The sequence below is a fragment of the Spiroplasma endosymbiont of Clivina fossor genome (assembly GCF_964031115.1).
Lineage (GTDB): Bacteria > Bacillota_I > Bacilli_A > Mycoplasmatales > Nriv7 > Nriv7.
Genome location: NZ_OZ035006.1, coordinates 1,614,629 through 1,640,921, shown reverse-complemented (window position 1 = coordinate 1,640,921; position 26,293 = coordinate 1,614,629). Strand labels below are relative to the sequence as shown.

The following is a 26,293-nucleotide window of genomic DNA, read 5'->3' as shown; positions in this document are numbered from 1 at the left end:
AATTTAAATGAAATTTAAAAAAAATAATCAAATAAGTGATAAAAATTTTTTAAGATTAACTGGTATTAAACATACTACTTTTAATAAAATGCTAGAAATTTTAAAAATAGAAGAATTAAAAAAGAGATTTCGTCGCGGAAGAACCAATAAATTATCATTAGAAAATCGTATTTTAATGACTTTAGAATATTGAAGAGAATATAGAACTTATTTTCATATTGCAAAAAGTTATGATATTAGTGAAAGTAGTTGTTATAGAAATATCAAATGAATTGAAGACACTTTAATAAAACACCCTAATTTTCAACAACTTACTGGTCAAAAATCACTATTAAAAGATTATTTCAAAGATAAGACTGTTATAATTGATGTAACTGAAAGCCAAATCCAACGCCCAAAAAAAGACAAAAACAGCACTACTCAGGAAAAAAGAAAAAACACACAATAAAAACACAAGTTATAATTGAAAAAGATAGTAAAAAAATTATTAGTTCTGATTTTTCTTATGGTAAAAACCATGACTTTAAAATTTTAAAAGATTCAAAAATTAAATTTTTACCAGAAACAACTGTTTTAGTGGATTTAGGTTATCAAGGCATACAAAAAATTAATCATAATGTTTTAATTCCTAAAAGAAAATCAAAGAAAAACCCTTTAAATAAAGAAGAAAAGCAAAATAATGAGCGAATTTCAAAAATGAGAATTGTTATTGAAAATGTTTTTGCTATACTTAAAAAATTTAAAATTATTAGTGAAAAATATCGAAATCGTAGAAAAAGATTTGCTTTAAGATTTAATTTAATAGCTTCAATTTATAATTTACAACTATTAGTTTAAATATATTTGATAATTTAAAATTTCAGTCTTTTTTTATTGTAAATAATAATTTTTATTATGTTTTAATGACAAAATATTTGTAAAAATAATCTAAAAATTATTTTTAAATTTAAAAATTAATATGATAATTATAATTTTGCAAGAAGTCTAATAAATAAAATGATTACGAAAAGCGTCAAAACTTGCACGGCAATTTTTACATAAATATTTTTGTTTCCCTTCTGAATTATGTCCATTTTTAACGCAATGGTAAGATTCACATTTAGGGCATTTAAATACCGTGCGCTCTAAATTTTTGATCAATTTCATTTAAACGTTTTTGTTTTTTTTATTAATTCTGCTTGTTGTTTGACTTTTTCATAAAATTCTAAAAATTGATCATCTGTTAAAGTATTTACTAGTTCTTGAATTATTTTTTCCATAATTATTATCCACCTCTATCATATTAAAAATATACCTAAAATTAAGTATATTCAATAAATATCAAGAGTTTTCGACAAAATTAAAAAATTTATATCGTTAAATAGTTAAAATTTGTGGTAATATATATTTATGGTTTTAAAACACTCCGAAGATATATATTGAATTTAATTGATTAAATATTGGTTTAAAAGATAATTAGAATTATTTTAAAAAAAGTTTAAATTTATGTTGACATTTATTTCCAAATTCAGTATTATCTTAAATGTACTAGTAATTAAGTCGTTAAGCTTCTTACTATTACAAAATGATCTTTGAAAACTAAACAGAACAATCTGTCAATCTGATGAGTTATGAAACAAACAATAAAAATTGAAAACATTAATATAAAATGTTTTTTTATTTTCACTTTTTAATGAGAGTTTGATCCTGGCTCAGGATTAACGCTGGCGGCATGCCTAATACATGCAAGTCGAACGAGAGTGCTTTTTGGCACTCTAGTGGCGAACGGGTGAGTAAACACGTATCTAATTTGCCTTTTTGAGGGGAATAACCGTTGGAAACGACGGCTAATACCGCATAGGTTATCGTTAGGCATCTAATGATAATTAAAGGTGCGTTTGCACTACAAAAAGATAAGGATGCGCTGCATTAGTTAGTTGGTAAGGTAATGGCTTACCAAGACGATGATGCATAGCCGACCTGAGAGGGTGAACGGCCACACTGGGACTGAGACACGGCCCAGACTCCTACGGGAGGCAGCAGTAGGGAATTTTTCACAATGGGCGAAAGCCTGATGGAGCAATGCCGCGTGACTGATGAAGGCCTTCGGGTTGTAAAGGTCTGTTGTAAGGAAAGAATAGTAAGAATAGGAAATGATTCTTATTTGACGGTACCTTACCAGAAAGCCACGGCAAACTATGTGCCAGCAGCCGCGGTAATACATAGGTGGCAAGCGTTATCCGGATTTATTGGGCGTAAAGGGTGCGTAGGCGGTAATATAAGTCTAAGGTTAAAGATCGAAGCTCAACTTCGATTTGCCTTGGAAACTGTATAACTAGAGTACAGGAGAGGTTAGTGGAATTCCATGTGTAGCGGTGAAATGCGTAGATATATGGAGGAACACCAGTGGCGAAGGCGACTAACTGGCCTGTAACTGACGCTGAGGCACGAAAGCAGGAGTATCAAATAGGATTAGATACCCTAGTAGTTCCTGCCGTAAACGATGAGTACTAAGTGTCGGCTTTAATGTCGGTGCTGCAGCTAACGCATTAAGTACTCCGCCTGAGTAGTATGCTCGCAAGAGTGAAACTCAAAGGAATTGACGGGGACTCGCACAAGCGGTGGATCATGTGGTTTAATTCGAAGCAACGCGAAGAACCTTACCCAGACTTGACATCCAGTGCAATGCTATAGAAATATAGTGGAGGTTATTAACACTGAGACAGGTGGTGCATGGTTGTCGTCAGCTCGTGTCGTGAGATGTTGGGTTAAGTCCCGCAACGAGCGCAACCCTTATCATTAGTTGCTAACATTTAGTTGAGGACTCTAATGAGACTGCTAGTGCAAGCTAGAGGAAGGTGGGGATGACGTCAAATCATCATGCCCCTTATGTCTGGGGCTACACACGTGATACAATGGTCGGTACAAAGAGTCGCAAACTCGCAAGAGCAAGCTAATCTCAAAAAGCCGATCTCAGTTCGGATTGAAGTCTGCAACTCGACTCCATGAAGTTGAAATCGCTAGTAATCGCGGATCAGCATGCCGCGGTGAATACGTTCTCGGGTCTTGTACACACCGCCCGTCACACCACGAGAGTTGGTAATGCCAGAAGTTCGTATCTTAACAGTTTACTGGGAGAGCGACCCAAGGTAGGATTGACGATTGGGGTGAAGTCGTAACAAGGTATCCGTACCGGAAGGTGCGGATGGATCACCTCCTTTCTATGGAGTTTATATTTATAAACTAATTACATTAGATTTTAACAAATAACTTTGGTTGAGGATGTTCTGTTTAGTTTTGAGAGATTATTTATCTCTCAAACGCAATATGAGAAATTACAGTGTAATTTCTATGAGCATTGTTCTTTGAAAACTGGATATAAACATTTATTTTTTATAATTGCAATAGGTTTTTCTTTTGACAAAGAAAAATTAGTAAGTTAATAAGAGCGTATAGTGGATGCCTTGGGATTAGGAGCCGATGAAAGACGTGACTACCTGCGATAAGCCTTGGGGAGCTGGAAGTAAGCTTTGAGCCAGGGATTTCTGAATGGGGCAACCTACTATTCTTAATCGAATAGTGTCATATGATGAATACATAGTCATATTGATGGGATACCTAGGGAAATGAAACATCTTAGTACCTAGAGGAAAAGAAAGCGAATGCGATTCCCTTAGTAGCGGCGAGCGAACAGGGAACAGGACAAACCACTCTTCGGAGTGGGGTTTGGACCATCTTATAATAGAGTTTTAGAAAATTTTTTGATAGTAGAAATCGCTGGGATGCGATGCCATAGAGAGTGAAAGCCTCGTATACGAAATTGAAAAGTCTCTTGATGGAATCCAGAGTACGGCGAGACACGAGAAATCTTGTCGGAAGACGCGCAGACCACTGCGTAATCCTAAATACTACCTAATCACCGATAGTGAACCAGTACCGTGAGGGAAAGGTGAAAAGTACCCCGAGAGGGGAGTGAAATAGTATCTGAAACTATATGCTTACAAGAAGTCGGAGCTCGTTAATGAGTGACGGCGTGCCTTTTGTAGAATGAGCCGGCGAGTTACGATTATATGCAAGGTTAAGTGGAAAACATGGAGCCGTAGTGAAAGCGAGCCTTAATAGGGCGTTTAGTATGTAGTCGTAGACCCGAAACCAGGCGATCTAGCCATGAGCAGGTTGAAGTTAAGGTAATACTTAATGGAGGACCGAACCAACGTTCGTGAAAAGACCGTGGATGACTTGTGGCTAGTGGTGAAATTCCAATCGAGCCTGGAGATAGCTGGTTCTCCCCGAAATAGTTTTAGGACTAGCGTCAAAATTAGCACAACGGAGGTAAAGCACTGAATGTATAATGGCCCCACCTCGGGGTACTGAATGCAATCAAACTCTGAATGCCGTTGTTTTGTATGTTTGGCAGTCAGTCTGTGGGTGATAAGGTCCATGGACGAGAGGGAAACAGCCCAGATCATCAGTTAAGGTCCCAAAATCAATGTGCTAAGTGTAAAAAGGATGTGGAATGACTTAAACAGCTTGTAGGTTGGCTTAGAAGCAGCCATCCTTTAAAGAGTGCGTAACAGCTCACAAGTCGAGTTATTCTGCGCCGAAGATGTACCGGGGCTAAGCATTGTACCGAAACTATGGATTTTAAATTATTTTAAAGTGGTAGGGGAGCGTTCTAAACGGGACGAAGGTAGATCGTAAGGACTACTGGACTGTTTAGAAGTGAGAATGCCGGCATGAGTAACGATTGAAAGTGAGAATCTTTCATGCCGTTTGACTAAGGTTTCCTGGGCAAGGTTCGTCCACCCAGGGTTAGTCGGGACCTAAGGCGAGGCCGAAAGGCGTAGTCGATGGATAACAAGGTTGATATTCCTGTACCACCATGGTATGGAATGGAGTGACGGAGAAGGCTAAGATATCCCGGTTAATGGATTCCGGGCTAAGCGCAAAGAGGGTCATTTAGTAAATTTTATGGCATAACCTTGAAGCGTTATGGGGAGTGAAAGCTTCGGCAAGTAGCGAAGAGTCTGACGCCACGCTTCCAAGAAAAACTTCTACTATTAACTATCATGGTGCTCGTACCGAGAACGAACACACGTGGTCAAGGAGAAAATCCTAAGGCAAGCGAGATAACTATAGCTAAGGAACTCTGCAAAATCATCCCGTAAGTTAGCAAGAAGGGATGCTCACATAAGTAATTATGTGAGCCGCAGTGAAGAGGCCGGGGCGACTGTTTAGCAAAAACACAGCTCTCTGCTAAGTCGTAAGACGATGTATAGGGGGTGACGCCTGCCCAGTGCTGGAAGGTTAAGAGGATGGGTTAATAAATTTATTATGAAGCTCAGAATTGAAGCCCCAGTGAACGGCGGCCGTAACTATAACGGTCCTAAGGTAGCGAAATTCCTTGTCAGGTAAGTTCTGACCCGCACGAAAGGCGTAACGATCCCGGCGCTGTCTCGGCTATAGACTCGGTGAAATTTTAGTACCTGTGAAGATGCAGGTTACCCGCAACTAGACGGAAAGACCCCGTAGAGCTTTACTATAACTTGATATTGATTTTTGATCTAATATGTACAGGATAGGTGGGAGACTTTGAAGTAGATACGCTAGTAGCTATGGAGTTAACCTTGGGATACCACCCTTATTATTTTGAAAATCTAACCTTATTCAGTTATCCTGAATAGGAACAGTGTCAGGTGGGTAGTTTGACTGGGGCGGTCGCCTCCTAAAGAGTAACGGAGGCGCCCAAAGGTACCCTCAGTATGTATGGAAATCATACGCAGAGCGCAAAAGTAGAAGGGTGCTTGACTGTGAGACTTACAAGTCGAACAGGAACGAAAGTTGGGTTTAGTGATCCGGCGGTCCTGAGTGGAAAGGCCGTCGCTCAACGGATAAAAGTTACCTCGGGGATAACAGGCTTATCTCCCCCAAGAGTTCACATCGACGGGGAGGTTTGGCACCTCGATGTCGGCTCATCACATCCTGGAGCTGAAGTTGGTTCCAAGGGTCGGGCTGTTCGCCCAATAAAGTGGTACGTGAGCTGGGTTTAGAACGTCGTGAGACAGTTTGGTCCCTATCTGTTGTGGGCGTAGGAAGTTTGAGGAGATCTGTTCTTAGTACGAGAGGACCGGAATGGACCTACCTCTGGTGCTCCAGTTGTCATGCCAATGGCACAGCTGGGTAGCTATGTAGGGAATTGATAAGTGCTGAAAGCATCTAAGCACGAAGCAAACTTCAAGATGAGACTTCCCATCCAGAAATGGAATAAGACCCCTTAAAGATTATGAGGTTGATAGGTTGGGTGTGTAAGTATGGTGACATATTTAGCTGACCAATACTAATAGGTCGAGGACTTACTTTATTTTAAAAGTAATTCCTATTGTTGAAAGTCTAAAATAATGTTTATGTCTAGTTTTGAGAGAGCAATCTCTCTATCTGGTGCCTATAGCGGCGTGGCCACACCTGTTCCCATTCCGAACACAGAAGTTAAGCATGCCAGCGCTGACGATACCTTCACGGGGAAAATAAGACGGTGCCAGATTTTTTAATTTATTAATTCACTTTTTTAATTTTGTCGAAAACTCTTGATAAAATAAAAAAAATCATCAACTTGATAATTTTAAAAGGCTTTTATGTAAAATTACTATTTTTACTTTAACTTTTTTTATACATTAAAATATAATACCGCTGTTTGTTGGTTTGGAGTTAAACCCTTATGTTGGTATTTTCATTTTCAGAGATTTAAATAATTTTGAATATTAGTAAAACCTAAACCATGATAATGAATTAAGGCTTCTTTAAGACTAGATTGTAATTTACTGATTTTATTTAAGTTACGATAACTAGCTTCAGGATTAATTGTTGTTTTAGTTACACATAAAGTAGAATTTGTTTGTTTTGCTACTAAAAAATATAATTTTTGCATATCGGAAGTAATAATTGAATTTTCGTTAATTAATTCTTTGTTCATATTTTCAATAACTCATTGTTTTTGTAAACGTTTGGTGTTTGTGGATTTAACATAAATATTGTTATTAGGACGCATAAAGTTTTGTTAGGTAGGTAAATATTTGAATAAGTATTAAGGCAGTCAGCAATGATTGTCTTTTTATTTTATAAGGTGTTAAAAATTTGTTCTTTGAAAATTAAATACAAGTGAATTAATAATGTTGGTATGTATTAAAGCACGATAAATTGTGGGTGGTCGGCCATATCCATATAACCGAAAGAAGTTTACCAGTTAATAGATAACACCCTATTAGCTATAGCAATTTGTTTTGTTTTGCAATAAAAAAATGAATGGGTGGATTTCCTAAAAATATACACGCTATTAAATTAGTTCCAAGGGTAGGATGCGGATGTTAAAGTGTAGAAATTTCTATATAGAGGTATGCTAAGTTTAAAATTATTAAAATCTTTATCTAATAATAATAAAAAAACAAAATTTACTAACAAAGCTTGTTAAACACTTATAAATCGGGACTGTACAATTAACTGTGTCTCTAAGTAATTAACTTAAATTCACTCTGTCTTCAAATTTTATCATTAAATGTGAAATTGCATTACCCCAATTTTGAATTGGCATCGTTCATTTCTTAACCATATTTTGAAATGCTAAATAAAATATTTTAAAAACTGATGCGTCATTAGGAAAAATCTTTTTATTCTTAATGACTTTTCTTAATTGACTATTAACAGATTCAATCGCATTAGTTGTGTAAATAATTCTTCTAAATTCCTGAGGATATTCAAGAAAAATTATTAAATTATTTCAGTTATTTTTTCATGATTTAGTAATTTGTGGATACTTTTTATTTCATTTTTCTGAAAAATGATCTAAAGCAATTAACGCTATTTCTTCATTAGACTTCTTGCAAAATTAATATGATAATTATAATTTTTAAATTTAAAATAAATATAAAAGTGTTATTAAAATAATTTTTAGATTATTTTTACAAATATTTTGTCATTAAAACATAATAAAAATTATTATTTACAATAAAAAAAGACTGAAATTTTAAATTATCAAATATATTTAAACTAATAGTTGTAAATTATAAATTGAAGCTATTAAATTAAATCTTAAAGCAAATCTTTTTCTACGATTTCGATATTTTTCACTAATAATTTTAAATTTTTTAAGTATAGCAAAAACATTTTCAATAACAATTCTCATTTTTGAAATTCGCTCATTATTTTGCTTTTCTTCTTTATTTAAAGGGTTTTTCTTTGATTTTCTTTTAGGAATTAAAACATTATGATTAATTTTTTGTATGCCTTGATAACCTAAATCCACTAAAACAGTTGTTTCTGGTAAAAATTTAATTTTTGAATCTTTTAAAATTTTAAAGTCATGGTTTTTACCATAAGAAAAATCAGAACTAATAATTTTTTTACTATCTTTTTCAATTATAACTTGTGTTTTTATTGTGTGTTTTTTCTTTTTTCCTGAGTAGTGCTGTTTTTGTCTTTTTTTGGGCGTTGGATTTGGCTTTCAGTTACATCAATTATAACAGTCTTATCTTTGAAATAATCTTTTAATAGTGATTTTTGACCAGTAAGTTGTTGAAAATTAGGGTGTTTTATTAAAGTGTCTTCAATTCATTTGATATTTCTATAACAACTACTTTCACTAATATCATAACTTTTTGCAATATGAAAATAAGTTCTATATTCTCTTCAATATTCTAAAGTCATTAAAATACGATTTTCTAATGATAATTTATTGGTTCTTCCGCGACGAAATCTCTTTTTTAATTCTTCTATTTTTAAAATTTCTAGCATTTTATTAAAAGTAGTATGTTTAATACCAGTTAATCTTAAAAAATTTTTATCACTTATTTGATTATTTTTTTTAAATTTCATTTAAATTCCACCTTTTTATTAAAAACAACAATTCAATTATATTTTAAATTAATTTTGCAAGAAGTCTATTAATTGCTGTATAAATTGATTTTAAATCATTAGCTACAAGTTTGCGATCTTTGTTAAGGAACAAATTTTAAACTATTGCGAATTTGATGAACAATGCATAATTGATGCTGTGTTTTTGGGAAAACAGCTTCTATTGCATCGACATCCCAGTTAAATTATCACTACAAGCAACAAGAATATCTTGTAACCCACGATTTTTCATTTCCGTAAGATTATTAAGTCAAAATTTGGCTCCCTCATTCTCACTAATTCACATTCCTAAAATATCTTTTAAACCATCTAAATTAATTCCTAAGGCAAGATAAACTGCTTTATTTATTATTCGTTTATCTTGCTTTACTTTAACAACAATACAATCAAAATAAACAATCGGATAAATCTTCTCTAAAGGTTTAGTTTGTCACATTTTAACTTCTTCAATAACATCATCAGTTATTTGACTAATTAAACTTTCTGAAATTTCTGCTCCGTGATAGAATTCTTGCAATTGTGCTTTGATATCAGAAATTGTCATTCCTCTTGCATATAAAGAAATTACTTTTTGATCAAAGTTATCAAATCTTCTTTGTCTTTTCGGAATAATTACTGGTTCAAAAGTACTATTTCGATCTCTTGGTACATCAATTGCGATTGAACCATTTTTAGTGTAATAATGGTTTTTTGTGTGTTGCCATTTCTTTTATTATGATTCTTATCAGTTTCAAGATGATCTTTAATTTCCGTATTTAACATTCGTTCAGTTAATTTTTTGGTAAATTCCTGAAAAATAGTATTGCCTTTTAATTTTGTCGAAAACTCTTGATAAAATAAAAAAAATCATCAACTTGATAATTTTAAAAGGCTTTTATGTAAAATTACTATTTTTACTTTAACTTTTTTTATACATTAAAATATAATACCGCTGTTTGTTGGTTTGGAGTTAAACCCTTATGTTGGTATTTTCATTTTCAGAAATTTAAATAATTTTGAATATTAGTAAAACCTAAACCATGATAATGAATTAAGGCTTCTTTAAGACTAGATTGTAATTTACTGATTTTATTTAAGTTACGATAACTAGCTTCAGGATTAATTGTTGTTTTAGTTACACATAAAGTAGAATTTGTTTGTTTTGCTACTAAAAAATATAATTTTTGCATATCAGAAGTAATAATTGAATTTTCGTTAATTAATTCTTTGTTCATATTTTCAATAACTCATTGTTTTTGTAAACGTTTGGTGTTTGTGGATTTAACATAAATATTGTTATTATTATCAATTGCCATTTGAATACAGCATTTAGTATTAGTTGCGAATGGGTCAAGGTGAATTCTTCGTGGATCAGTTTTATATTTGAAATTTCCTTTGTGGATTTCTTTAATAAATGTTTCATCGATTTGGATTTTACCAGATAATTTTTTAAATTTTAATTGGGTATTTTCTAATTGTTTTGATTTCATTAATTTTTGACGATTATATCAAGCAGTTTTTAATGTAGTTTTAATAAAACGAGAAATTGTTTTACTAGATTGCCCCAGCAATGAAATTTGAATCAATAAATTTCATTGTTCATAATTTAAATGACTTCAATAAATAAAATGATTACGAAAAGCGTCAAAACTTGCACGGCAATTTTTACATAAACATTTTTGTTTTCCTTCTGAATTATGTCCATTTTTAACGCAATGGTAAGATTCACATTTAGGGCATTTAAATACCTTGCGCTCTAAATTTTTGATCAATTTCATTTAACCGTTTTTGTTTTTTTATTAATTCTGCTTGTTGTTTGACTTTTTCATAAAATTCTAAAAATTGATCATCTGTTAAAGTATTTACTAGTTCTTGAATTATTTTTTCCATAATTATTATCCACCTCTATCATATTAAAAATATACCTAAAATTAAGTATATTCAATAAATATCAAGAGTTTTCGACAAAATTAAAAGTATTGCCTTTAAATAAATCTTGTGGATTATCAATATTTTCTAAAAAATAATCAACAACTTTATCAATTGCATCAGGTTCTTTTTTTATTTTTTTTTTTTTTTGTCATTTTCTGTTCTCCTTCGTTTAAGTATAATTCAGAATGAATTATCGAGACACAGAATTTTGGACAGGCCCATATTTTTTTTATATATATAGTTAAAATTTAATAAAATTAATAATTTTTTATTGTGTAAAAATTCAATAATATGATAAAATGGTAACGAATAAAAATGACAATAACAAGAAAGGCAAGGTTAGTTTAGTAATTAAATAATATAATTAGCTGATTGTTTTACTTCTTCAAAGCAATACCTAAGAAAACTAAACGCGACCTACGTGTCCTTTTAATTGTTGAAAAGCTCAATAAGTATGATATTATTATTGTGATATTGATTTTATAAAGGAGAACTAAAATGTCAAGAAAATGTGAAGTAACTGGTAAAAGTGTTCTGTCTGGTAATAAGCGTTCTCATGCCATGAATGCATCAAGAAGAAAATGAAATGTTAATTTACAAACTGTAAAAGTGGAAATTGATGGCCAAGTAAAAAAAGTTAAAATGTCAACTCGTGCTTTAAGAACATTAAAACGCAAAGGAATTTAATTCTATATAAAGTATAAAAAAAGATAACTAAGTTATCTTTTTTTATTATTTACTACATTTCATACTTAATACCCAATAAATAAATATATAATAAACGTATGAACAAAAATAAAATAATCATAAATGAAGAAATATTTGAAGATTATATTCAAAATGAACTAATATCACTAGAATGAAATGAGCTATTAGATAAAAATTTAAAGAGAGCTGACAACCAAGAGACTATTAATTTTAGTGTTCTTAAAAAATCTATTATTAAAATTAATAATGTAGATAGCATAATTGCTGATAAAGCTATTAATGAAATTAGAAAAATATCTGATTCATTGCTTGAGATGAATATTAAAGCTACCAAATTGTTAAGAGAAGGCATTAAAATTTATGATTCAAATGAAGATAGAACTTTAACAATTAATTTAATATCAGAAGATATTACTATAAATAATTATCAAACATTTTTTCGTCGGGCCTGTCCAAAATTCTGTGTCTCGATAATTCATTCTGAATTCTACTTAAAAGAAGGAGAACAGAAAATGACAAAAAAAAAAAAATAAAAAAAGAACCTGATGCAATTGATAAAGTTGTTGATTATTTTTTAGAAAATATTGATAATCCACAAGATTTATTTAAAGGCAATACTATTTTTCAGGAATTTACCAAAAAATTAACTGAACGAATGTTAAATACGGAAATTAAAGATCATCTTGAAACTGATGAGAATCATAATAGACTTGGTACATAACCTTTAATTTTATCTACTATTTTGATAATATTATTTCCTAGGTGAAGTACAAATGTTAGATAAATACAAAGACGAAAACGAATTTTATAGTTTAATAGGCATAAAATATAAAACTTTCATGAAAATGGTAGAAATTTTAAAAGAAGGTGAAGCTAAACAAAAACAAATTGGTGGTAGACCAAATAAATTATCAATAGAGTAAAGATTACTTATGACTTTAGAATACTGAAAAGAATATAGTACATATCGTATTATTGCAAAAAAATATAATATTAGTCATGTTAGTTGTATTCGTAATATCTTTTGAGTTGAAAATACTCTAATAAAAAATAGTCACTTTCATATACCTGGCAAAAAGATATTATTAGAAAATAAGGGTACTACTAATAATTTATTAGCAATTGATGCTACAAAAATTCCAATTGAAAGAATTAAAAAAAACTAAAATTATTATTTTCTGGTAAGAAAAGGCAACATTCATTAAAATCGCAAATAATTATTGATTTATTTAACAATAAAATTATTTCAGTAGATTTTTGTTATGGCAGTACTCATGATTATAAGTTATTTTTAAAATCAAATACACTTATAAATCCAAAATTAGAATTAATTGCCGATTCAGGATATCAAGGTTTGCAAAATGTTCATAAAAATACATTATTGCCAATTAAAAAGAGTAAAAATAATTTTTAATTTTGTCGAAAACTCTTGATAAAATAAAAAAAATCATCAACTTGATAATTTTAAAAGGCTTTTATGTAAAATTACTATTTTTACTTTAACTTTTTTATATATTAAAATATAATACCGCTGTTTGTTGGTTGGGAGTTAAACCCTTATGTTGGTATTTTCATTTTCAGAGATTTAAATAATTTTGAATATTAGTAAAACCTAAACCATGATAATAGACTTCTTGCAAAATTAATATGATAATTATAATTTTTAAATTTAAAATAAATATAAAAGTGTTATTAAAATAATTTTTAGATTATTTTTACAAATATTTTGTCATTAAAACATAATAAAAATTATTATTTACAATAAAAAAAGACTGAAATTTTAAATTATCAAATATATTTAAACTAATAGTTGTAAATTATAAATTGAAGCTATTAAATTAAATCTTAAAGCAAATCTTTTTCTACGATTTCGATATTTTTCACTAATAATTTTAAATTTTTTAAGTATAGCAAAAACATTTTCAATAACAATTCTCATTTTTGAAATTCGCTCATTATTTTGCTTTTCTTCTTTATTTAAAGGGTTTTTCTTTGATTTTCTTTTAGGAATTAAAACATTATGATTAATTTTTTGTATGCCTTGATAACCTAAATCCACTAAAACAGTTGTTTCTGGTAAAAATTTAATTTTTGAATCTTTTAAAATTTTAAAGTCATGGTTTTTACCATAAGAAAAATCAGAACTAATAATTTTTTTACTATCTTTTTCAATTATAACTTGTGTTTTTATTGTGTGTTTTTTCTTTTTTCCTGAGTAGTGCTGTTTTTGTCTTTTTTTGGGCGTTGGATTTGGCTTTCAGTTACATCAATTATAACAGTCTTATCTTTGAAATAATCTTTTAATAGTGATTTTTGACCAGTAAGTTGTTGAAAATTAGGGTGTTTTATTAAAGTGTCTTCAATTCATTTGATATTTCTATAACAACTACTTTCACTAATATCATAACTTTTTGCAATATGAAAATAAGTTCTATATTCTCTTCAATATTCTAAAGTCATTAAAATACGATTTTCTAATGATAATTTATTGGTTCTTCCGCGACGAAATCTCTTTTTTAATTCTTCTATTTTTAAAATTTCTAGCATTTTATTAAAAGTAGTATGTTTAATACCAGTTAATTTTAAAAAATTTTTATCACTTATTTGATTATTTTTTTTAAATTTCATTTAAATTCCACCTTTTTATTAAAAACAACAATTCAATTATATTTTAAATTAATTTTGCAAGAAGTCTAATGAATTAAGGCTTCTTTAAGACTAGATTGTAATTTACTGATTTTATTTAAGTTACGATAACTAGCTTCAGGATTAATTGTTGTTTTAGTTACACATAAAGTAGAATTTGTTTGTTTTGCTACTAAAAAATATAATTTTTGCATATCAGAAGTAATAATTGAATTTTCGTTAATTAATTCTTTGTTCATATTTTCAATAACTCATTGTTTTTGTAAACGTTTGGTGTTTGTGGATTTAACATAAATATTGTTATTATTATCAATTGCCATTTGAATACAGCATTTAGTATTAGTTGCGAATGGGTCAAGGTGAATTCTTCGTGGATCAGTTTTATATTTGAAATTTCCTTTATGGATTTCTTTAATAAATGTTTCATCGATTTGGATTTTACCAGATAATTTTTTAAATTTTAATTGGGTATTTTCTAATTGTTTTGATTTCATTAATTTTTGACGATTATATCAAGCAGTTTTTAATGTAGTTTTAATAAAACGAGAAATTGTTTTACTAGATTGCCCCAGCAATGAAATTTGAATCAATAAATTTCATTGTTCATAATTTAAATGACTTCAATAAATAAAATGATTACGAAAAGCGTCAAAACTTGCACGGCAATTTTTACATAAATATTTTTGTTTTCCTTCTGAATTATGTCCATTTTTAACGCAATGGTAAGATTCACATTTAGGGCATTTAATACCTTGCGCTCTAAATTTTTGATCAATTTCATTTAAACGTTTTTGTTTTTTTATTAATTCTGCTTGTTGTTTGACTTTTTCATAAAATTCTAAAAATTGATCATCTGTTAAAGTATTTACTAGTTCTTGAATTATTTTTTCCATAATTATTAGCCACCTCTATCATATTAAAAATATACCTAAAATTAAGTATATTCAATAAATATCAAGAGTTTTCGACAAAATTAAAAAAAATAATCCTTTAAATCCAGATAAAAAGGAATATAATAGCTTTTTAAGTAAAGTTAGAATTGTCATTGAACATGTTTTTGCTAGATTAAAAAGATTTAAAATACTAGTTTATCGTTATCGCAATAAGATTAGAAGATTTGGATTACGATTTAACTTAATTTCAGGAATATATAATTTTGAATTAAGCTAGTTATAGTTATGTACCAAGTCTAATAAAAGAAATGGCAACACACAAAAAACCATTATTACTAAAAATGGTTCAATCGCAATTGATGTACCAAGAGATCGAAATAGTACTTTTGAACCAGTAATTATTCCGAAAAGACAAAGAAGATTTGATAACTTTGATCAAAAAGTAATTTCTTTATATGCAAGAGGAATGACAATTTCTGATATCAAAGCACAATTGCAAGAATTCTATCACGGAGCAGAAATTTCAGAAAGTTTAATTAGTCAAATAACTGATGATGTTATTGAAGAAGTTAAAATGTGACAAACTAAACCTTTAGAGAAGATTTATCCGATTGTTTATTTTGATTGTATTGTTGTTAAAGTAAAGCAAGATAAACGAATAATAAATAAAGCAGTTTATCTTGCCTTAGGAATTAATTTAGATGGTTTAAAAGATATTTTAGGAATGTGAATTAGTGAGAATGAGGGAGCGGAGCCAAATTTTGACTTAATAATCTTACGGAAATGAAAAATCGTGGGTTACAAGATATTCTTGTTGCTTGTAGTGATAATTTAACTGGGATGTCTGATACAATAGAAGCTGTTTTCCCAAAAACACAGCATCAATTATGCATTGTTCATCAAATTCGCAATAGTTTAAAATTTGTTCCTTACAAAGATCGCAAACTTGTAGCTAATGATTTAAAATCAATTTATACAGCAATTAATGAAGAAATAGCGTTAATTGCTTTAGATCATTTTTCAGAAAAATGAAATAAAAAGTATCCACAAATTACTAAATCATGAAAAAATAACTGAAATAATTTAATAATTTTTCTTGAATATCCTCAGGAATTTAGAAGAATTATTTACACAACTAATGCGATTGAATCTGTTAATAGTCAATTAAGAGAGCCTGTCCAAAATTCTGTGTCTCGATAATTCATTCTGAATTATACTTAAAAGAAGGAGAACAGAAAATTTTGGACAGGCCTCATAATTTAACTGGAATGTCTGATGCAATAGAAGCTGTGTTCCCAAAAACACAGCATCAATTATGCATCGTTCATCAAATTCGTAATAGTTTAAAATTTGTCCCTTACAAAGAACGCAAACTTGTAGCTAATGATTTAAAATCAATTTATACAGCAATTAATGAAGAAATAGCGCTAGTTGCTTTAAATCATTTTTCAGAAAAATGAAATAAAAAGTATCCACAAATTACTAAATCATGAAAAAATAACTGAAATAATTTAATAATTTTTCTTGAATATCCTCAAGAATTTAGAAGGATTATTTACACAACTAATGCGATTGAATCTGTTAATAGTCAACTAAGAAAAGTCATTAAGAATAAAAAGATTTTTCCTAATGACGCATCAGTTTTTAAAATATTTTATTTAGCATTTCAAAATATGGTTAAGAAATGAACGATGCCAATTCAAAATTGGGGTAGTGCAATTTCACATTTAATGATAAAATTTGAGGACAGAGTGAATTTAAGTTAATTACTTAAAGACACAGTTAATTGTACAGTCCCCCTTTTTGTGCTCTTAATTCGATTAATTATAGTTAAATTTAGTCATATCTATGTACTTTTAAAAATATTCTAAATATTTTTTTATTTGTTAATTTTTTTTCATCTTGTTCTAATAAATTTTTCTTAAATTTCGCAATAAATATTCGTTGTGAATAAGTAAAATCTTTTGGTAGCTGTTTTGCTTCACTACCATATTTCTTTTTATCTTTAAAAAACCGATAAATATTAACTGCAATATAATATGCTAGTAATAATGTTAAAATCGTAAAAAATACTAATCCAAATATACTCATGTTTCTTTTCTCCTTAATTTTTTAATCTTTTAATATGCAATATCAACACAAAGTCAATTATCACCGACTAAATCAGTTCTAACAGATTTAACTGCAGATTTAGACGCTCAAATTTTTTGTTCTAATCCAGTTTTTTTATTAATAGAATATATAAACTCTTGACAATAATCTTTGCCAGACTCATCCACATTAACTCACATTTTCATTTCTAAAACTCCTCAAAAAAATTGCAATAACTTAGTTAAATAACTCAACTAACATAGATAATTAACGGGCGGAGCATACGCTTTCCGCACCGTTTAAACACCATAAAAACTAACTAAAATATTTTTTTATTTACCCCTATTCTTAAAACACCGTAAAACATTTTTAAAATGAATTTTTAAAATAATCAAAACTTACAACCTTTTTATCATATTCTTTTTCAGCAACAAAAAAACCTAACAACTCATGACCTAAAATCAAACTAGACTCTTGACCTTTATCATTAATAAAAACTAACCGACATTCACCATCTCTAATTATTCCTATACAAATAGAATTCTCATATTTTCCTTTATAAACAAATCGTTTCGAAAACCAAATACCAGTAGATTCATACAATCACGGAATTGCCGGTGCTTTAATAAGTACTGCATTTTGTGTTTCTTTTAAAAGATATTTTTCAGTATTTAAAAAAATATTTTCAATATTTCTCATATACATACCATCCTTACAATATTTAGTTATATTAAACTAAGTTATATTTAGCTTAGTTATCTAACTAAGTTAAATATTTATTTTTTTAAACATTTATGTTTAACAAAATTTGTTAGTAAACTTCGTTTACTAATTAACTTAGTTTATTACTATCAAGGCACAAAAAAATACAAGGCATAACTAAAAATAATAAATATTAATTTAACCTTATATTTCTTGTAATAAATAAATGAGCTCCTATTTATTTATCAATTTAACAGCAAACTTGTAAAAACCAAAATCTTGTCATATGTATATGGTTTCTACAAAAAATCTTTTTATTCTTAATGACTTTTCTTAATTGACTATTAACAGATTCAATCGCATTAGTTGTGTAAATAATTCTTCTAAATTCCTGAGGATATTCAAGAAAAATTATTAAATTATTTCAGTTATTTTTTCATGATTTAGTAATTTGTGGATACTTTTTATTTCATTTTTCAGAAAAATGATCTAAAGCAATTAACGCTATTTCTTCATTAATTGCTGTATAAATTGATTTTAAATCATTAGCTACAAGTTTGCGATCTTTGTAAGGAACAAATTTTAAACTATTGCGAATTTGATGAACAATGCATAATTGATGCTGTGTTTTTGGGAAAACAGCTTCTATTGCATCAGACATCCCAGTTAAATTATCACTACAAGCAACAAGAATATCTTGTAACCCACGATTTTTCATTTCCGTAAGATTTATTAAGTCAAAATTTGGCTCCCTCATTTTCACTAATTCACATTCCTAAAATATCTTTTAAACCATCTAAATTAATTCCTAAAGCAAGATAAACTGCTTTATTTATTATTCGTTTATCTTGCTTTACTTTAACAACAATACAATCAAAATAAACAATCGGATAAATCTTCTCTAAAGGTTTAGTTTGTCACATTTTAACTTCTTCAATAACATCATCAGTTATTTGACTAATTAAACTTTCTGAAATTTCTGCTCCGTGATAGAATTCTTGCAATTGTGCTTTGATATCAGAAATTGTCATTCCTCTTGCATATAAAGAAATTACTTTTTGATCAAAGTTATCAAATCTTCTTTGTCTTTTCGGAATAATTACTGGTTCAAAAGTACTATTTCGATCTCTTGGTACATCAATTGCGATTGAACCATTTTTAGTAATAATGGTTTTTTGTGTGTTGCCATTTCTTTTATTATGATTCTCATCAGTTTCAAGATAATCTTTAATTTCCGTATTTAACATTCGTTCAGTTAATTTTTTGGTAAATTCCTGAAAAATAGTATTGCCTTTAAATAAATCTTGTGGATTATCAATATTTTCTAAAAAATAATCAACAACTTTATCAATTGCGTCAGGTTCTTTTTTTATTTTTTTTGTCATTTTCTGTTCTCCTTCGTTTAAGTATAATTCAGAATGAATTATCGAGACACAGAATTTTGGACAGGCCCTTAATATAAGGGTGTTTTCTATTAACTGGTAAACTTCTTTCGGTTATGGCGACCACCCACAATTTATCGTGCTTTAATACATACCAACATTATTAATTCACTTGTATTTAATTTTCAAAGAACAAATTTTTAACACCTTATAAAATAAAAAGACAATCATTGCTGACTGTCTTAATATTTATTCAAATCTTTTCCCACCTAAGAAAACTTTATGCGTCCAAGAATATTTTGCTCTAGTTAGACATTTTGGTCATATTGTTCTAGCGAGTGGACAACGACCTGAACATATTTGGGTTAAAGTCAGAGATATTGCTAATTCGGTTATTGTTGGTATTACTAAGAAATCAGTTAATATTTTTCGCCCTTACCTAAAAGTTGTCTATGGCACTTTTAAATCTGTAGAAGAATATGAACGCTGACGCACGAGTTTAATTGATGCTAAAAATAATAAAAAAGGTCGTAAAACTAAATATCGTAATATTCCGGAATTAGATATCTACTTTTTTAAATTAAAAATTCCAATGTTCGTCTTAGAGTGTTATGACAACAAGTATTTATCTTTTTTACGCCCTATTGCTAATCGCATTGTTGTTGACACTTATGAAGATAAATTTTATAAAACTACCGAAGTTGATTTAGAAATACTAAAATACCTTAAAATGGAAAAATTTAGTCGTATTATGAAATTACTAAAAAGTAATTTGAAAGATAAGAATTAATTCCTTTGCTAGTAGCGAGAATAATGGTTTATATTAGACTTCTTGCAAAATTAATATGATAATTATAATTTTTAAATTTAAAATAAATATAAAAGTGTTATTAAAATAATTTTTAGATTATTTTTACAAATATTTTGTCATTAAAACATAATAAAAATTATTATTTACAATAAAAAAAGACTGAAATTTTAAATTATCAAATATATTTAAACTAATAGTTGTAAATTATAAATTGAAGCTATTAAATTAAATCTTAAAGCAAATCTTTTTCTACGATTTCGATATTTTTCACTAATAATTTTAAATTTTTTAAGTATAGCAAAAACATTTTCAATAACAATTCTCATTTTTGAAATTCGCTCATTATTTTGCTTTTCTTCTTTATTTAAAGGGTTTTTCTTTGATTTTCTTTTAGGAATTAAAACATTATGATTAATTTTTTGTATGCCTTGATAACCTAAATCCACTAAAACAGTTGTTTCTGGTAAAAATTTAATTTTTGAATCTTTTAAAATTTTAAAGTCATGGTTTTTACCATAAGAAAAATCAGAACTAATAATTTTTTTACTATCTTTTTCAATTATAACTTGTGTTTTTATTGTGTGTTTTTTCTTTTTTCCTGAGTAGTGCTGTTTTTGTCTTTTTTTGGGCGTTGGATTTGGCTTTCAGTTACATCAATTATAACAGTCTTATCTTTGAAATAATCTTTTAATAGTGATTTTTGACCAGTAAGTTGTTGAAAATTAGGGTGTTTTATTAAAGTGTCTTCAATTCATTTGATATTTCTATAACAACTACTTTCACTAATATCATAACTTTTTGCAATATGAAAATAAGTTCTATATTCTCTTCAATATTCTAAAGTCATTAAAATACGATTTTCTAATGATAATTTATTGGTTCTTCCGCGACGAAATCTCTTTTTTAATTCTTCTATTTTTAAAATTTCTAGCATTTTATTAAAAGTAGTATGTTTAATACCAGTTAATCTTAAAAAATTTTTATCACTTATTTGATTATTTTTTTTAAATTTCATTTAAATTCCACCTTTTTATTAAAAACAACAATTCAATTATATTTTAAATTAATTTTGCAAGAAGTCTATTATATTTGTTTATTTTCTAAAAAGTTTGTAAATTAGATGAATTAAAACGATAAAAAATGCTACTAAGAAATTTTATACTACTTTATCTATGTTTTCCCAACGCCCTTAAAAGTTTTAGGAAAACATCTTTAGTTGTTATTGTAATTATCATTGCAATTATCTTCTTTCAAAATTCTCGCTACTAGCAAGGGAATTAACTATCATATTATTTTAATCTAAGAAAGGATACTTAATTATGGCAAATTTAGAAAAAATGGCATCATTCTTTGCTGATTTTATTTATAAAGTTTTTGATTTAATTTGAAGTATGACTATTCCTGGCACCGGAATTCGGATTATCATTATTCCTTTAATCTCTTTAATTGCTAACTTTGTCTTTGTTGCTATTTTAGGTATTGGAATGCAAGCCAAAGAAAGTTATAGAAAGGCAAGAACTAACAAATCTGTTAAAGAGTGAGGTGAGAAATAATGTTTAAACTAGTTATAATTTTTCTTTTAATTACCGTTTTTTCTATCTTTGCTTTTGATGAATTTCTTGGTTTATGGCGTTTTGTAAATGAAGGGTTGGAATATTTTAATAAAGTTATTGTGACTAACAGTGAATTTTTACAATTATTTAAACCAATGATTAGGTTATTTTCTCAACATCCAATTTTTATTATTCTTGGAACAATTGGCATTTTATCAACAATATACTTTATTTTAAGAAGTTAAACGCAAAAGAAAGGACAAATAGATATGTATAAATTTATGTCGTGGTTATAATATAAAAAAGTTATCGCTTTTATTGGTTTAGTCCCTCTAGGTGCCTTCTTTGATACAAAACAACCACCAAAACCTAGTATGGAACAATCTTTTATAAAGCGAGAAAAACGAGCCACAAATCCTAGTCAATGTGATAATGGTTGTAAGTTGGAGTTTGCTAGTATTCAAAATAGTTATATTTTTAAATGACCTGCTCTTGGTTTTGTTTGAAATACTGATGATAAATTAGATGATTTGCCTCAAGATGTTTCTGCTCTTACAATTCCTGAACGTGGTAGTATGTCAGGTTATGTTTTTAATTTTTATAAAAAAATATGACTAGAATTATTAATGTTAATGGTGAATATGATAAATATTATATTGATAAAATTGTTAATGTAAAGATTACAATTTTAAAAACTTCAGCTTTAGACAGGTATGATAGGCGTGCCGGTTATATAATTACCTCATTCTCTGCCGAAATGCCTAATAAAAATTAGTAATTTAATAAATATTATTAAAAATCGTATTTTTTGTAATACGATTTTCTTAATTTAAGGAGTTTAAAAATGAAATATATTATTTCCCAAGCTGATTTAGCAGATTTAAAAGCAAAAATCCAGAGTTGATTAACAACAATTTATAACCACAAACACTATTACAAAACTAAAAAACGAGTTATTAGTTATTTGAATTTATGTAATCAATTTTATTTAGAACCAATAACTTTAAATAAATTAGTAAAAAAGCATTTTCACGGTACACGAAATACATTTTATCAATGAGCTAATAAAATTCTTACTGCTTATCAAAGTGATGATTTTAATAGTTTAATTTTTAAATATACAAAACCTAACAAAATTAGTTATCAGTATAGTTTAAATTCTCGTGAAAAAGTATGTGATTTATATTTTGATTATAGAAATATTCAAGCCGGTGGAATGTGGTCTTTATTTAACAATTTAAAAATGAGTTTTCACGATGTCAAAAATTCAGAAGTTCCTAAAAACATTAAAACTTTTTATCGCTGAATTAAATCCGACCCTCGTTGAAAAGAATTAAAACAACAAATCAAACAAACAAAACGCCATTTTAAGCGTTATGAAGTCTCCGAAATTGGTCTTTTGCAAATGGATGCCAAAATTATTACTACAACAAATTTTCCGGTTGATAAAAAATATTACATTTATGATTTCATTGACGAAATGCACGCGGACGCGTAAAGTTTTGTTAGGTGGAAAAATATTTGATTAATTTTGAAAGAAAAGTAACTACAATTTAATTATCGTTTTATTTGAAAAATAAGTAATAAAACAAAATATTTAATATTAACAAACATAATCTCAATAAAATTCTATAGAAACTAAGTAAAATGCTTATAAAAACAACATTAAAATAATTTTTTATTTTAATTTTGTCGAAAACTCTTGATAAAATAAAAAAAAATCATACATAAGAAATATATACTTAATTTGCATATTGAAATAATTTATAGTAAATGATTATTTTTTCTTTTTTAAAAAAATACCTAAGAAAACTAAACGCGACCATAATGTATGGACGCATAAAGTTTTGTTAGGTGGGAAAAGATTTGAATAAGTATTAAGACAGTCAGCAATGATTGTCTTTTTATTTTATAAGATGTTAAAAATTTGTTCTTTGAAAATTAAATACAAGTGAATTAATAATGTTGGTATGTATTAAAGCACGATAAATTGTGGGTGGTCGCCATAACCAAAAGAAGTTTACCAGTTAATAGATAACATCCTATTAACTATAGCAATTTGTTTCGTTTTGCAATAAAAAAATGAATGGGTGGATTTCCTAAAAATATACACGCTATTAAATTAGTTCCAAGGGTAGGATGCGGATGTTAAAGTGTAAAAATTTCTATATAGGGGTATGCTAAGTTTAAAATTATTAAAATCTTTATCTAATTAAAAAACAAAATTCAGTAACAAAGTTTGTTAAACACTTAAATCTGCGATATATAAGTGTTTAAAAAACTAAGTTAACTAACAACTTAGTTAATATAACTTAGTTTATTTATAAGAGAGGTAATTTATTATGAAAAACATTGAAAACATTTTCTTAAATACTAAGAAATATCTCTTAAAAGAAACACAAAACGCAATGCTTATTAAAGCCCCAAAAATTCCGTGATTTAGTGAACAAATCGGTATTTGGTTTCCAAAGCGATTTGTTTATAAAGGAAAATATGAAAATTCAATTTGCATCGGAATAATAAAAGATAGTAAATATCAAGTAATTTCAATTAATCAACAAGAGCAAGAAACCAAGTTAATTAAAGGCCAAGAATTATTAGGCTTCTTCATTGCCGAAAAAGAAAACAACAAAAAAGATATAAATTATAACTATTTTAAAGGAGTTTAAAAATGAATATTGCGATTGGAATAATATTTATTATCATTTGCATAATGCTATTGGCATATTTTGCTTATAAAATTTATGCCAAAATAAAAATGCGAATTAAATATAAAAATGCCATTAAAAGTAATACTGGTAATTTTACAAAAGACGAAAAAGTATTTATTGCTCGCTTTGAAGAATGAGTTAAAGCTCCTAATTCAAAAAACAATAACGCGGATAAAAAATAATGTTTTGAAAAATTATCATGGAATTCTTAGAACTGTTTGTTCCGATAGAAAAAATGCCTGCACAAGTTGCGTTTATTGCCGGATTAATTATTATCATTACTTTTCTTTTCGCCTTAATTTCAATTATGTATTTACCAATAAAAATGATTTTTGGGAGATAAAAAATGACAATAAACTTAAAAGAATTTAATTGAGAACAAATTAAACAAACTTTCTGAGATTTATTTATTCAAATTACAACTATTCCAGCTCATATTACTGGTGGTAAAGAAATTAATTTAACTGAAGAGCCACTTTGACTTTTAATAGCAAACATTGCTTTTTGATTCTTGACAGCAGTTATGGTGTGATTTATTCTAATGCTACTTTGAAAAACCATATCAGTATTTAGATAGAAGCAAAAGTAATGTCGCGAAGCTAAATTGTGATGCATTCACAAAGAAATTCAAAATTAATTAGGAAAAAACACAATCGTGTTAAGGTTAATCGTGGTTTTAACAAATTTAAGAAAAACTTTGAATATAAATGATGAATGTTTTAAAAAGAAAGGGGGTGATTATATGTTTGGAATTTTCTTGGCCGATGCACCAGCAACAGTAGAAAAAATAACAGCTAGTGACGCGATGACTAAATTGTGAAATGCAATTATAACAGCGTTTACTAAAATGTGAGAAATTATTGCTGTTAATATGCCACAAGTCGGTAACTTCTTTGCTGACTACTGAATATTCATTTTTCCATTTATTTTGGCAATATTCTTTATTTGCTTTAAAATGTTTGAAAAATTACTTGGAGCTGTACGCTAACAAAAAAATAAAGTGAGGTGCAAGATGAAATTTTGCAAATGAATAATAGAAAAAAATAACCATTTTATTGAATTAAATCGCACCTCATTTTTAATTTTATGACATTGCGGAGCAATTTGATATATTTACAACGGTTATTTTAAAAACATTGTGAGCTATTTATTTTTAGCGGGTTGTATTTTAATTTTCCTTTTTAAAATTGGTAATTTAACACAAATTAACAAAGTTATTAATTTCTTAAAAAATTCACCATTAAATATTGTGATAGGTTCATTGGGAACTGGAAAAACCGCTTTTCTAGTATACGCATCAAAATTACTAAAAAAGAAGAAATATCACATCGCCTCAACCTTTCCATTACTAGAAACTCAAAAATTAAGTTTAGGACATATGGGATTATTAGACTTTGATTATCCGGTATTGCCAGACAAAACCTTACTTTTGTGAGATGAAACCAATTTATTTTTAGAAGGAACTGATTGAGAAAAAAATAATACCAAAAATGAAGAAACCGGTATTCAAGAATATTTCGCTCTGGCACGGCATTTCGGTCATATTGTGCTTGCTAGCGGTCAAAGAGATAAACATATTTGAGTTAAAGTTCGTGATATTGCCAATAATGTGATTGTGGGCATTCGTAAAAAACCCGTTAATATTTTTCGACCCTACTTAAAAGTCATCTATGGCACCTTTACTAGCATTGAAGAATATGAACGCTGACGAAACACCTTAATTGATGCTAAAAATAGTAAAAAGGGTCGTCGCATTAAATACCGGGATATTCCTGAACTTGATATTTATTTTTTTAAACTAAAAATTCCCCTACCAATACTTAATACTTACAATTCTTTTTACCTAGCATTTTTAAGAGATTACTTAAATTCAAAAGTAAATCCTGATTATGAAGATAAATACTATACTGATACGGCAATTGATTTAGAAGACTTAGAATACTTAAAAATGGATAAATTTAGCAAATTTTTAAGAAAAATGAAAGAAAAGGAACAATAAAAA

The 26,293-nt window shown here is 28.3% G+C and carries 34 protein-coding genes, 3 rRNA genes and 6 pseudogenes; 23 read left to right on the top strand and 20 right to left on the bottom strand.

What is annotated here, in order from left to right; genetic code table 4:
* The first annotated feature begins 7 nt into the window (after window positions 1–7).
* Window positions 8–448 (top strand): transposase family protein, encoded by a 441-nt coding sequence (locus AAHM82_RS14545; protein WP_342263396.1) that lies wholly within the window; start codon window positions 8–10, stop codon window positions 446–448.
* A complete protein-coding gene (locus tag AAHM82_RS14540) occupies window positions 445–837 on the top strand; it encodes a transposase family protein (protein WP_342264845.1) in 393 nt (130 codons plus the stop codon). Before AAHM82_RS14545 ends, AAHM82_RS14540 begins: the two co-directional genes overlap by 4 nt.
* Window positions 838–984: 147 nt before the next feature.
* Here the strand turns inward: AAHM82_RS14540 and AAHM82_RS09960 are convergent, their stop codons facing one another.
* Window positions 985–1,146: an IS1/IS1595 family N-terminal zinc-binding domain-containing protein gene (locus AAHM82_RS09960; protein WP_342263832.1), complete on the bottom strand. Its 162-nt coding sequence runs from the start codon at window positions 1,144–1,146 to the stop codon at window positions 985–987.
* On the bottom strand, window positions 1,125–1,259 hold the full coding sequence (locus AAHM82_RS09955) for a hypothetical protein (RefSeq protein WP_256444910.1): 135 nt from the start codon (window positions 1,257–1,259) through the stop codon (window positions 1,125–1,127). Before AAHM82_RS09955 ends, AAHM82_RS09960 begins: the two co-directional genes overlap by 22 nt.
* 409 nt (window positions 1,260–1,668) lie before the next feature.
* Between AAHM82_RS09955 and AAHM82_RS09950 the strand changes: the two genes are divergently transcribed.
* From AAHM82_RS09950 to rrf, 3 genes are all read left to right on the top strand, one after another.
* A 16S ribosomal RNA gene (locus tag AAHM82_RS09950) occupies window positions 1,669–3,200 on the top strand.
* 211 nt (window positions 3,201–3,411) lie between these two features.
* Window positions 3,412–6,340, top strand: a 23S ribosomal RNA gene (locus tag AAHM82_RS09945).
* Window positions 6,341–6,413: 73 nt separating this feature from the next.
* Window positions 6,414–6,520: ribosomal RNA gene (gene rrf, locus AAHM82_RS09940) — 5S ribosomal RNA — on the top strand.
* Together the 16S, 23S and 5S rRNA genes form the textbook arrangement of a ribosomal RNA operon.
* A 123-nt stretch (window positions 6,521–6,643) precedes the next feature.
* Here rrf and AAHM82_RS09935 read toward each other — a convergent pair.
* The 7 genes and pseudogenes from AAHM82_RS09935 to AAHM82_RS09910 form a co-directional block, all read right to left on the bottom strand.
* Window positions 6,644–7,024 (bottom strand): hypothetical protein, encoded by a 381-nt coding sequence (locus tag AAHM82_RS09935; protein ID WP_342263831.1) that lies wholly within the window; start codon window positions 7,022–7,024, stop codon window positions 6,644–6,646.
* Between the two features lie 465 nt (window positions 7,025–7,489).
* A pseudogene (locus tag AAHM82_RS14535) lies at window positions 7,490–7,843 on the bottom strand (transposase); the annotation flags it as partial.
* Between the two features lie 171 nt (window positions 7,844–8,014).
* Window positions 8,015–8,407, bottom strand: coding sequence for a transposase family protein (locus AAHM82_RS14530; protein WP_342264845.1), 393 nt, complete (start codon window positions 8,405–8,407; stop codon window positions 8,015–8,017).
* Window positions 8,404–8,844: a transposase family protein gene (locus AAHM82_RS14525; protein WP_342263396.1), complete on the bottom strand. Its 441-nt coding sequence runs from the start codon at window positions 8,842–8,844 to the stop codon at window positions 8,404–8,406. Before AAHM82_RS14525 ends, AAHM82_RS14530 begins: the two co-directional genes overlap by 4 nt.
* A 70-nt stretch (window positions 8,845–8,914) precedes the next feature.
* Window positions 8,915–9,723: pseudogene (locus tag AAHM82_RS14520) on the bottom strand (IS256 family transposase); the annotation flags it as partial.
* A gap of 68 nt (window positions 9,724–9,791) precedes the next feature.
* Window positions 9,792–10,640, bottom strand: a complete 849-nt coding sequence (locus AAHM82_RS09915; RefSeq protein WP_342263828.1) for an IS1/IS1595 family N-terminal zinc-binding domain-containing protein — start codon at window positions 10,638–10,640, stop codon at window positions 9,792–9,794.
* Window positions 10,603–10,752, bottom strand: a complete 150-nt coding sequence (locus tag AAHM82_RS09910) for a hypothetical protein (RefSeq protein ID WP_215826808.1) — start codon at window positions 10,750–10,752, stop codon at window positions 10,603–10,605. The genes AAHM82_RS09915 and AAHM82_RS09910 overlap by 38 nt, the downstream gene beginning before the upstream one ends.
* Before the next feature lie 540 nt (window positions 10,753–11,292).
* Here AAHM82_RS09910 and rpmB point away from each other — a divergent pair.
* The 6 genes and pseudogenes from rpmB to AAHM82_RS14510 all read left to right on the top strand — a co-directional run bounded on the left by rpmB (window position 11,293) and on the right by AAHM82_RS14510 (window position 12,916).
* A complete protein-coding gene (gene rpmB, locus AAHM82_RS09905; RefSeq protein ID WP_338981403.1) occupies window positions 11,293–11,481 on the top strand; it encodes a 50S ribosomal protein L28 in 189 nt (62 codons plus the stop codon).
* A 98-nt stretch (window positions 11,482–11,579) separates the two neighbouring features.
* The gene (locus tag AAHM82_RS09900; RefSeq protein WP_342263827.1) at window positions 11,580–12,035 is read left to right on the top strand and encodes a hypothetical protein; all 456 of its coding nucleotides are present in this window, start codon (window positions 11,580–11,582) and stop codon (window positions 12,033–12,035) included.
* Window positions 11,987–12,211, top strand: a pseudogene (locus AAHM82_RS14515) (hypothetical protein); the annotation flags it as partial. The gene AAHM82_RS09900 and the pseudogene AAHM82_RS14515, both read left to right, overlap by 49 nt.
* Window positions 12,212–12,275: 64 nt before the next feature.
* Window positions 12,276–12,425 carry a hypothetical protein gene (locus tag AAHM82_RS09895; RefSeq protein WP_342263826.1) on the top strand — a complete coding sequence of 50 codons (150 nt, stop codon included), beginning with the start codon at window positions 12,276–12,278 and terminating at the stop codon, window positions 12,423–12,425.
* A 9-nt stretch (window positions 12,426–12,434) separates the two neighbouring features.
* The gene (locus AAHM82_RS09890) at window positions 12,435–12,668 is read left to right on the top strand and encodes a transposase family protein (RefSeq protein WP_342263825.1); all 234 of its coding nucleotides are present in this window, start codon (window positions 12,435–12,437) and stop codon (window positions 12,666–12,668) included.
* Between the two features lie 2 nt (window positions 12,669–12,670).
* Window positions 12,671–12,916 (top strand): transposase family protein, encoded by a 246-nt coding sequence (locus AAHM82_RS14510; RefSeq protein WP_425289021.1) that lies wholly within the window; start codon window positions 12,671–12,673, stop codon window positions 12,914–12,916.
* A 94-nt stretch (window positions 12,917–13,010) separates the two neighbouring features.
* Here AAHM82_RS14510 and AAHM82_RS09885 read toward each other — a convergent pair whose 3' ends face one another.
* From AAHM82_RS09885 to AAHM82_RS09875, 4 genes are all read right to left on the bottom strand, one after another.
* Window positions 13,011–13,142, bottom strand: a complete 132-nt coding sequence (locus AAHM82_RS09885; protein ID WP_342263824.1) for a hypothetical protein — start codon at window positions 13,140–13,142, stop codon at window positions 13,011–13,013.
* A gap of 158 nt (window positions 13,143–13,300) precedes the next feature.
* The gene (locus tag AAHM82_RS14505) at window positions 13,301–13,693 is read right to left on the bottom strand and encodes a transposase family protein (protein ID WP_342264845.1); all 393 of its coding nucleotides are present in this window, start codon (window positions 13,691–13,693) and stop codon (window positions 13,301–13,303) included.
* Entirely contained in the window at window positions 13,690–14,130 is a 441-nt protein-coding gene (locus AAHM82_RS14500; protein ID WP_425288976.1) for a helix-turn-helix domain-containing protein, read from the bottom strand. The genes AAHM82_RS14505 and AAHM82_RS14500 overlap by 4 nt, the downstream gene beginning before the upstream one ends.
* Window positions 14,131–14,195: 65 nt before the next feature.
* Entirely contained in the window at window positions 14,196–15,041 is an 846-nt protein-coding gene (locus tag AAHM82_RS09875; RefSeq protein WP_342263822.1) for an IS1/IS1595 family N-terminal zinc-binding domain-containing protein, read from the bottom strand.
* Window positions 15,042–15,099: 58 nt separating this feature from the next.
* Between AAHM82_RS09875 and AAHM82_RS09870 the strand changes: the two genes are divergently transcribed.
* The 3 genes and pseudogenes from AAHM82_RS09870 to AAHM82_RS09855 all read left to right on the top strand — a co-directional run.
* Window positions 15,100–15,318 carry a transposase family protein gene (locus AAHM82_RS09870; protein WP_342264874.1) on the top strand — a complete coding sequence of 73 codons (219 nt, stop codon included), beginning with the start codon at window positions 15,100–15,102 and terminating at the stop codon, window positions 15,316–15,318.
* A 21-nt stretch (window positions 15,319–15,339) separates the two neighbouring features.
* A pseudogene (locus tag AAHM82_RS14495) lies at window positions 15,340–16,226 on the top strand (IS256 family transposase); the annotation flags it as partial.
* A 71-nt stretch (window positions 16,227–16,297) separates the two neighbouring features.
* Window positions 16,298–16,807: pseudogene (locus AAHM82_RS09855) on the top strand (IS256 family transposase); the annotation flags it as partial.
* Between the two features lie 70 nt (window positions 16,808–16,877).
* Here AAHM82_RS09855 and AAHM82_RS09850 read toward each other — a convergent pair.
* The 7 genes and pseudogenes from AAHM82_RS09850 to AAHM82_RS14480 all read right to left on the bottom strand — a co-directional run bounded on the left by AAHM82_RS09850 (window position 16,878) and on the right by AAHM82_RS14480 (window position 21,042).
* Window positions 16,878–17,132, bottom strand: coding sequence for a hypothetical protein (locus tag AAHM82_RS09850; RefSeq protein WP_339023816.1), 255 nt, complete (start codon window positions 17,130–17,132; stop codon window positions 16,878–16,880).
* 29 nt (window positions 17,133–17,161) lie between these two features.
* Complete coding sequence (locus AAHM82_RS09845; RefSeq protein ID WP_342263819.1) at window positions 17,162–17,338, bottom strand: hypothetical protein; 177 nt, start codon at window positions 17,336–17,338, stop codon at window positions 17,162–17,164.
* Window positions 17,339–17,501: 163 nt separating this feature from the next.
* The gene (locus AAHM82_RS09840; protein WP_342263818.1) at window positions 17,502–17,831 is read right to left on the bottom strand and encodes a hypothetical protein; all 330 of its coding nucleotides are present in this window, start codon (window positions 17,829–17,831) and stop codon (window positions 17,502–17,504) included.
* A gap of 253 nt (window positions 17,832–18,084) precedes the next feature.
* Window positions 18,085–19,219: pseudogene (locus tag AAHM82_RS14490) on the bottom strand (IS256 family transposase).
* Window positions 19,179–19,343: a hypothetical protein gene (locus AAHM82_RS09825; RefSeq protein ID WP_342263815.1), complete on the bottom strand. Its 165-nt coding sequence runs from the start codon at window positions 19,341–19,343 to the stop codon at window positions 19,179–19,181. Before AAHM82_RS09825 ends, AAHM82_RS14490 begins: the two are co-directional and overlap by 41 nt.
* An 869-nt stretch (window positions 19,344–20,212) precedes the next feature.
* Window positions 20,213–20,605 (bottom strand): transposase family protein, encoded by a 393-nt coding sequence (locus AAHM82_RS14485; protein WP_342264845.1) that lies wholly within the window; start codon window positions 20,603–20,605, stop codon window positions 20,213–20,215.
* On the bottom strand, window positions 20,602–21,042 hold the full coding sequence (locus AAHM82_RS14480) for a transposase family protein (protein WP_342263396.1): 441 nt from the start codon (window positions 21,040–21,042) through the stop codon (window positions 20,602–20,604). The genes AAHM82_RS14485 and AAHM82_RS14480 overlap by 4 nt, the downstream gene beginning before the upstream one ends.
* Before the next feature lie 304 nt (window positions 21,043–21,346).
* Here AAHM82_RS14480 and AAHM82_RS09815 point away from each other — a divergent pair, with 304 nt between their 5' ends.
* The 9 genes from AAHM82_RS09815 (at window position 21,347) to AAHM82_RS09775 (ending at window position 26,290) form a co-directional block, all read left to right on the top strand.
* A complete protein-coding gene (locus AAHM82_RS09815; protein ID WP_342263814.1) occupies window positions 21,347–21,580 on the top strand; it encodes a hypothetical protein in 234 nt (77 codons plus the stop codon).
* The gene (locus tag AAHM82_RS09810) at window positions 21,580–21,825 is read left to right on the top strand and encodes a hypothetical protein (protein ID WP_342263813.1); all 246 of its coding nucleotides are present in this window, start codon (window positions 21,580–21,582) and stop codon (window positions 21,823–21,825) included. Before AAHM82_RS09815 ends, AAHM82_RS09810 begins: the two co-directional genes overlap by 1 nt.
* Window positions 21,826–21,954: 129 nt before the next feature.
* Complete coding sequence (locus AAHM82_RS09805; RefSeq protein ID WP_342263812.1) at window positions 21,955–22,257, top strand: hypothetical protein; 303 nt, start codon at window positions 21,955–21,957, stop codon at window positions 22,255–22,257.
* 167 nt (window positions 22,258–22,424) lie between these two features.
* Window positions 22,425–23,078 carry a hypothetical protein gene (locus AAHM82_RS09800; protein ID WP_342263811.1) on the top strand — a complete coding sequence of 218 codons (654 nt, stop codon included), beginning with the start codon at window positions 22,425–22,427 and terminating at the stop codon, window positions 23,076–23,078.
* A gap of 844 nt (window positions 23,079–23,922) precedes the next feature.
* On the top strand, window positions 23,923–24,249 hold the full coding sequence (locus tag AAHM82_RS09795) for a hypothetical protein (RefSeq protein WP_342263463.1): 327 nt from the start codon (window positions 23,923–23,925) through the stop codon (window positions 24,247–24,249).
* Between the two features lie 2 nt (window positions 24,250–24,251).
* The gene (locus AAHM82_RS09790) at window positions 24,252–24,473 is read left to right on the top strand and encodes a hypothetical protein (RefSeq protein ID WP_342263464.1); all 222 of its coding nucleotides are present in this window, start codon (window positions 24,252–24,254) and stop codon (window positions 24,471–24,473) included.
* Between the two features lie 164 nt (window positions 24,474–24,637).
* Window positions 24,638–24,868, top strand: coding sequence for a hypothetical protein (locus AAHM82_RS09785; protein ID WP_342263465.1), 231 nt, complete (start codon window positions 24,638–24,640; stop codon window positions 24,866–24,868).
* 78 nt (window positions 24,869–24,946) lie between these two features.
* Window positions 24,947–25,279 carry a hypothetical protein gene (locus AAHM82_RS09780; RefSeq protein ID WP_342263466.1) on the top strand — a complete coding sequence of 111 codons (333 nt, stop codon included), beginning with the start codon at window positions 24,947–24,949 and terminating at the stop codon, window positions 25,277–25,279.
* Between the two features lie 24 nt (window positions 25,280–25,303).
* On the top strand, window positions 25,304–26,290 hold the full coding sequence (locus tag AAHM82_RS09775) for a hypothetical protein (RefSeq protein ID WP_342223784.1): 987 nt from the start codon (window positions 25,304–25,306) through the stop codon (window positions 26,288–26,290).
* Window positions 26,291–26,293 lie beyond the last annotated feature (3 nt).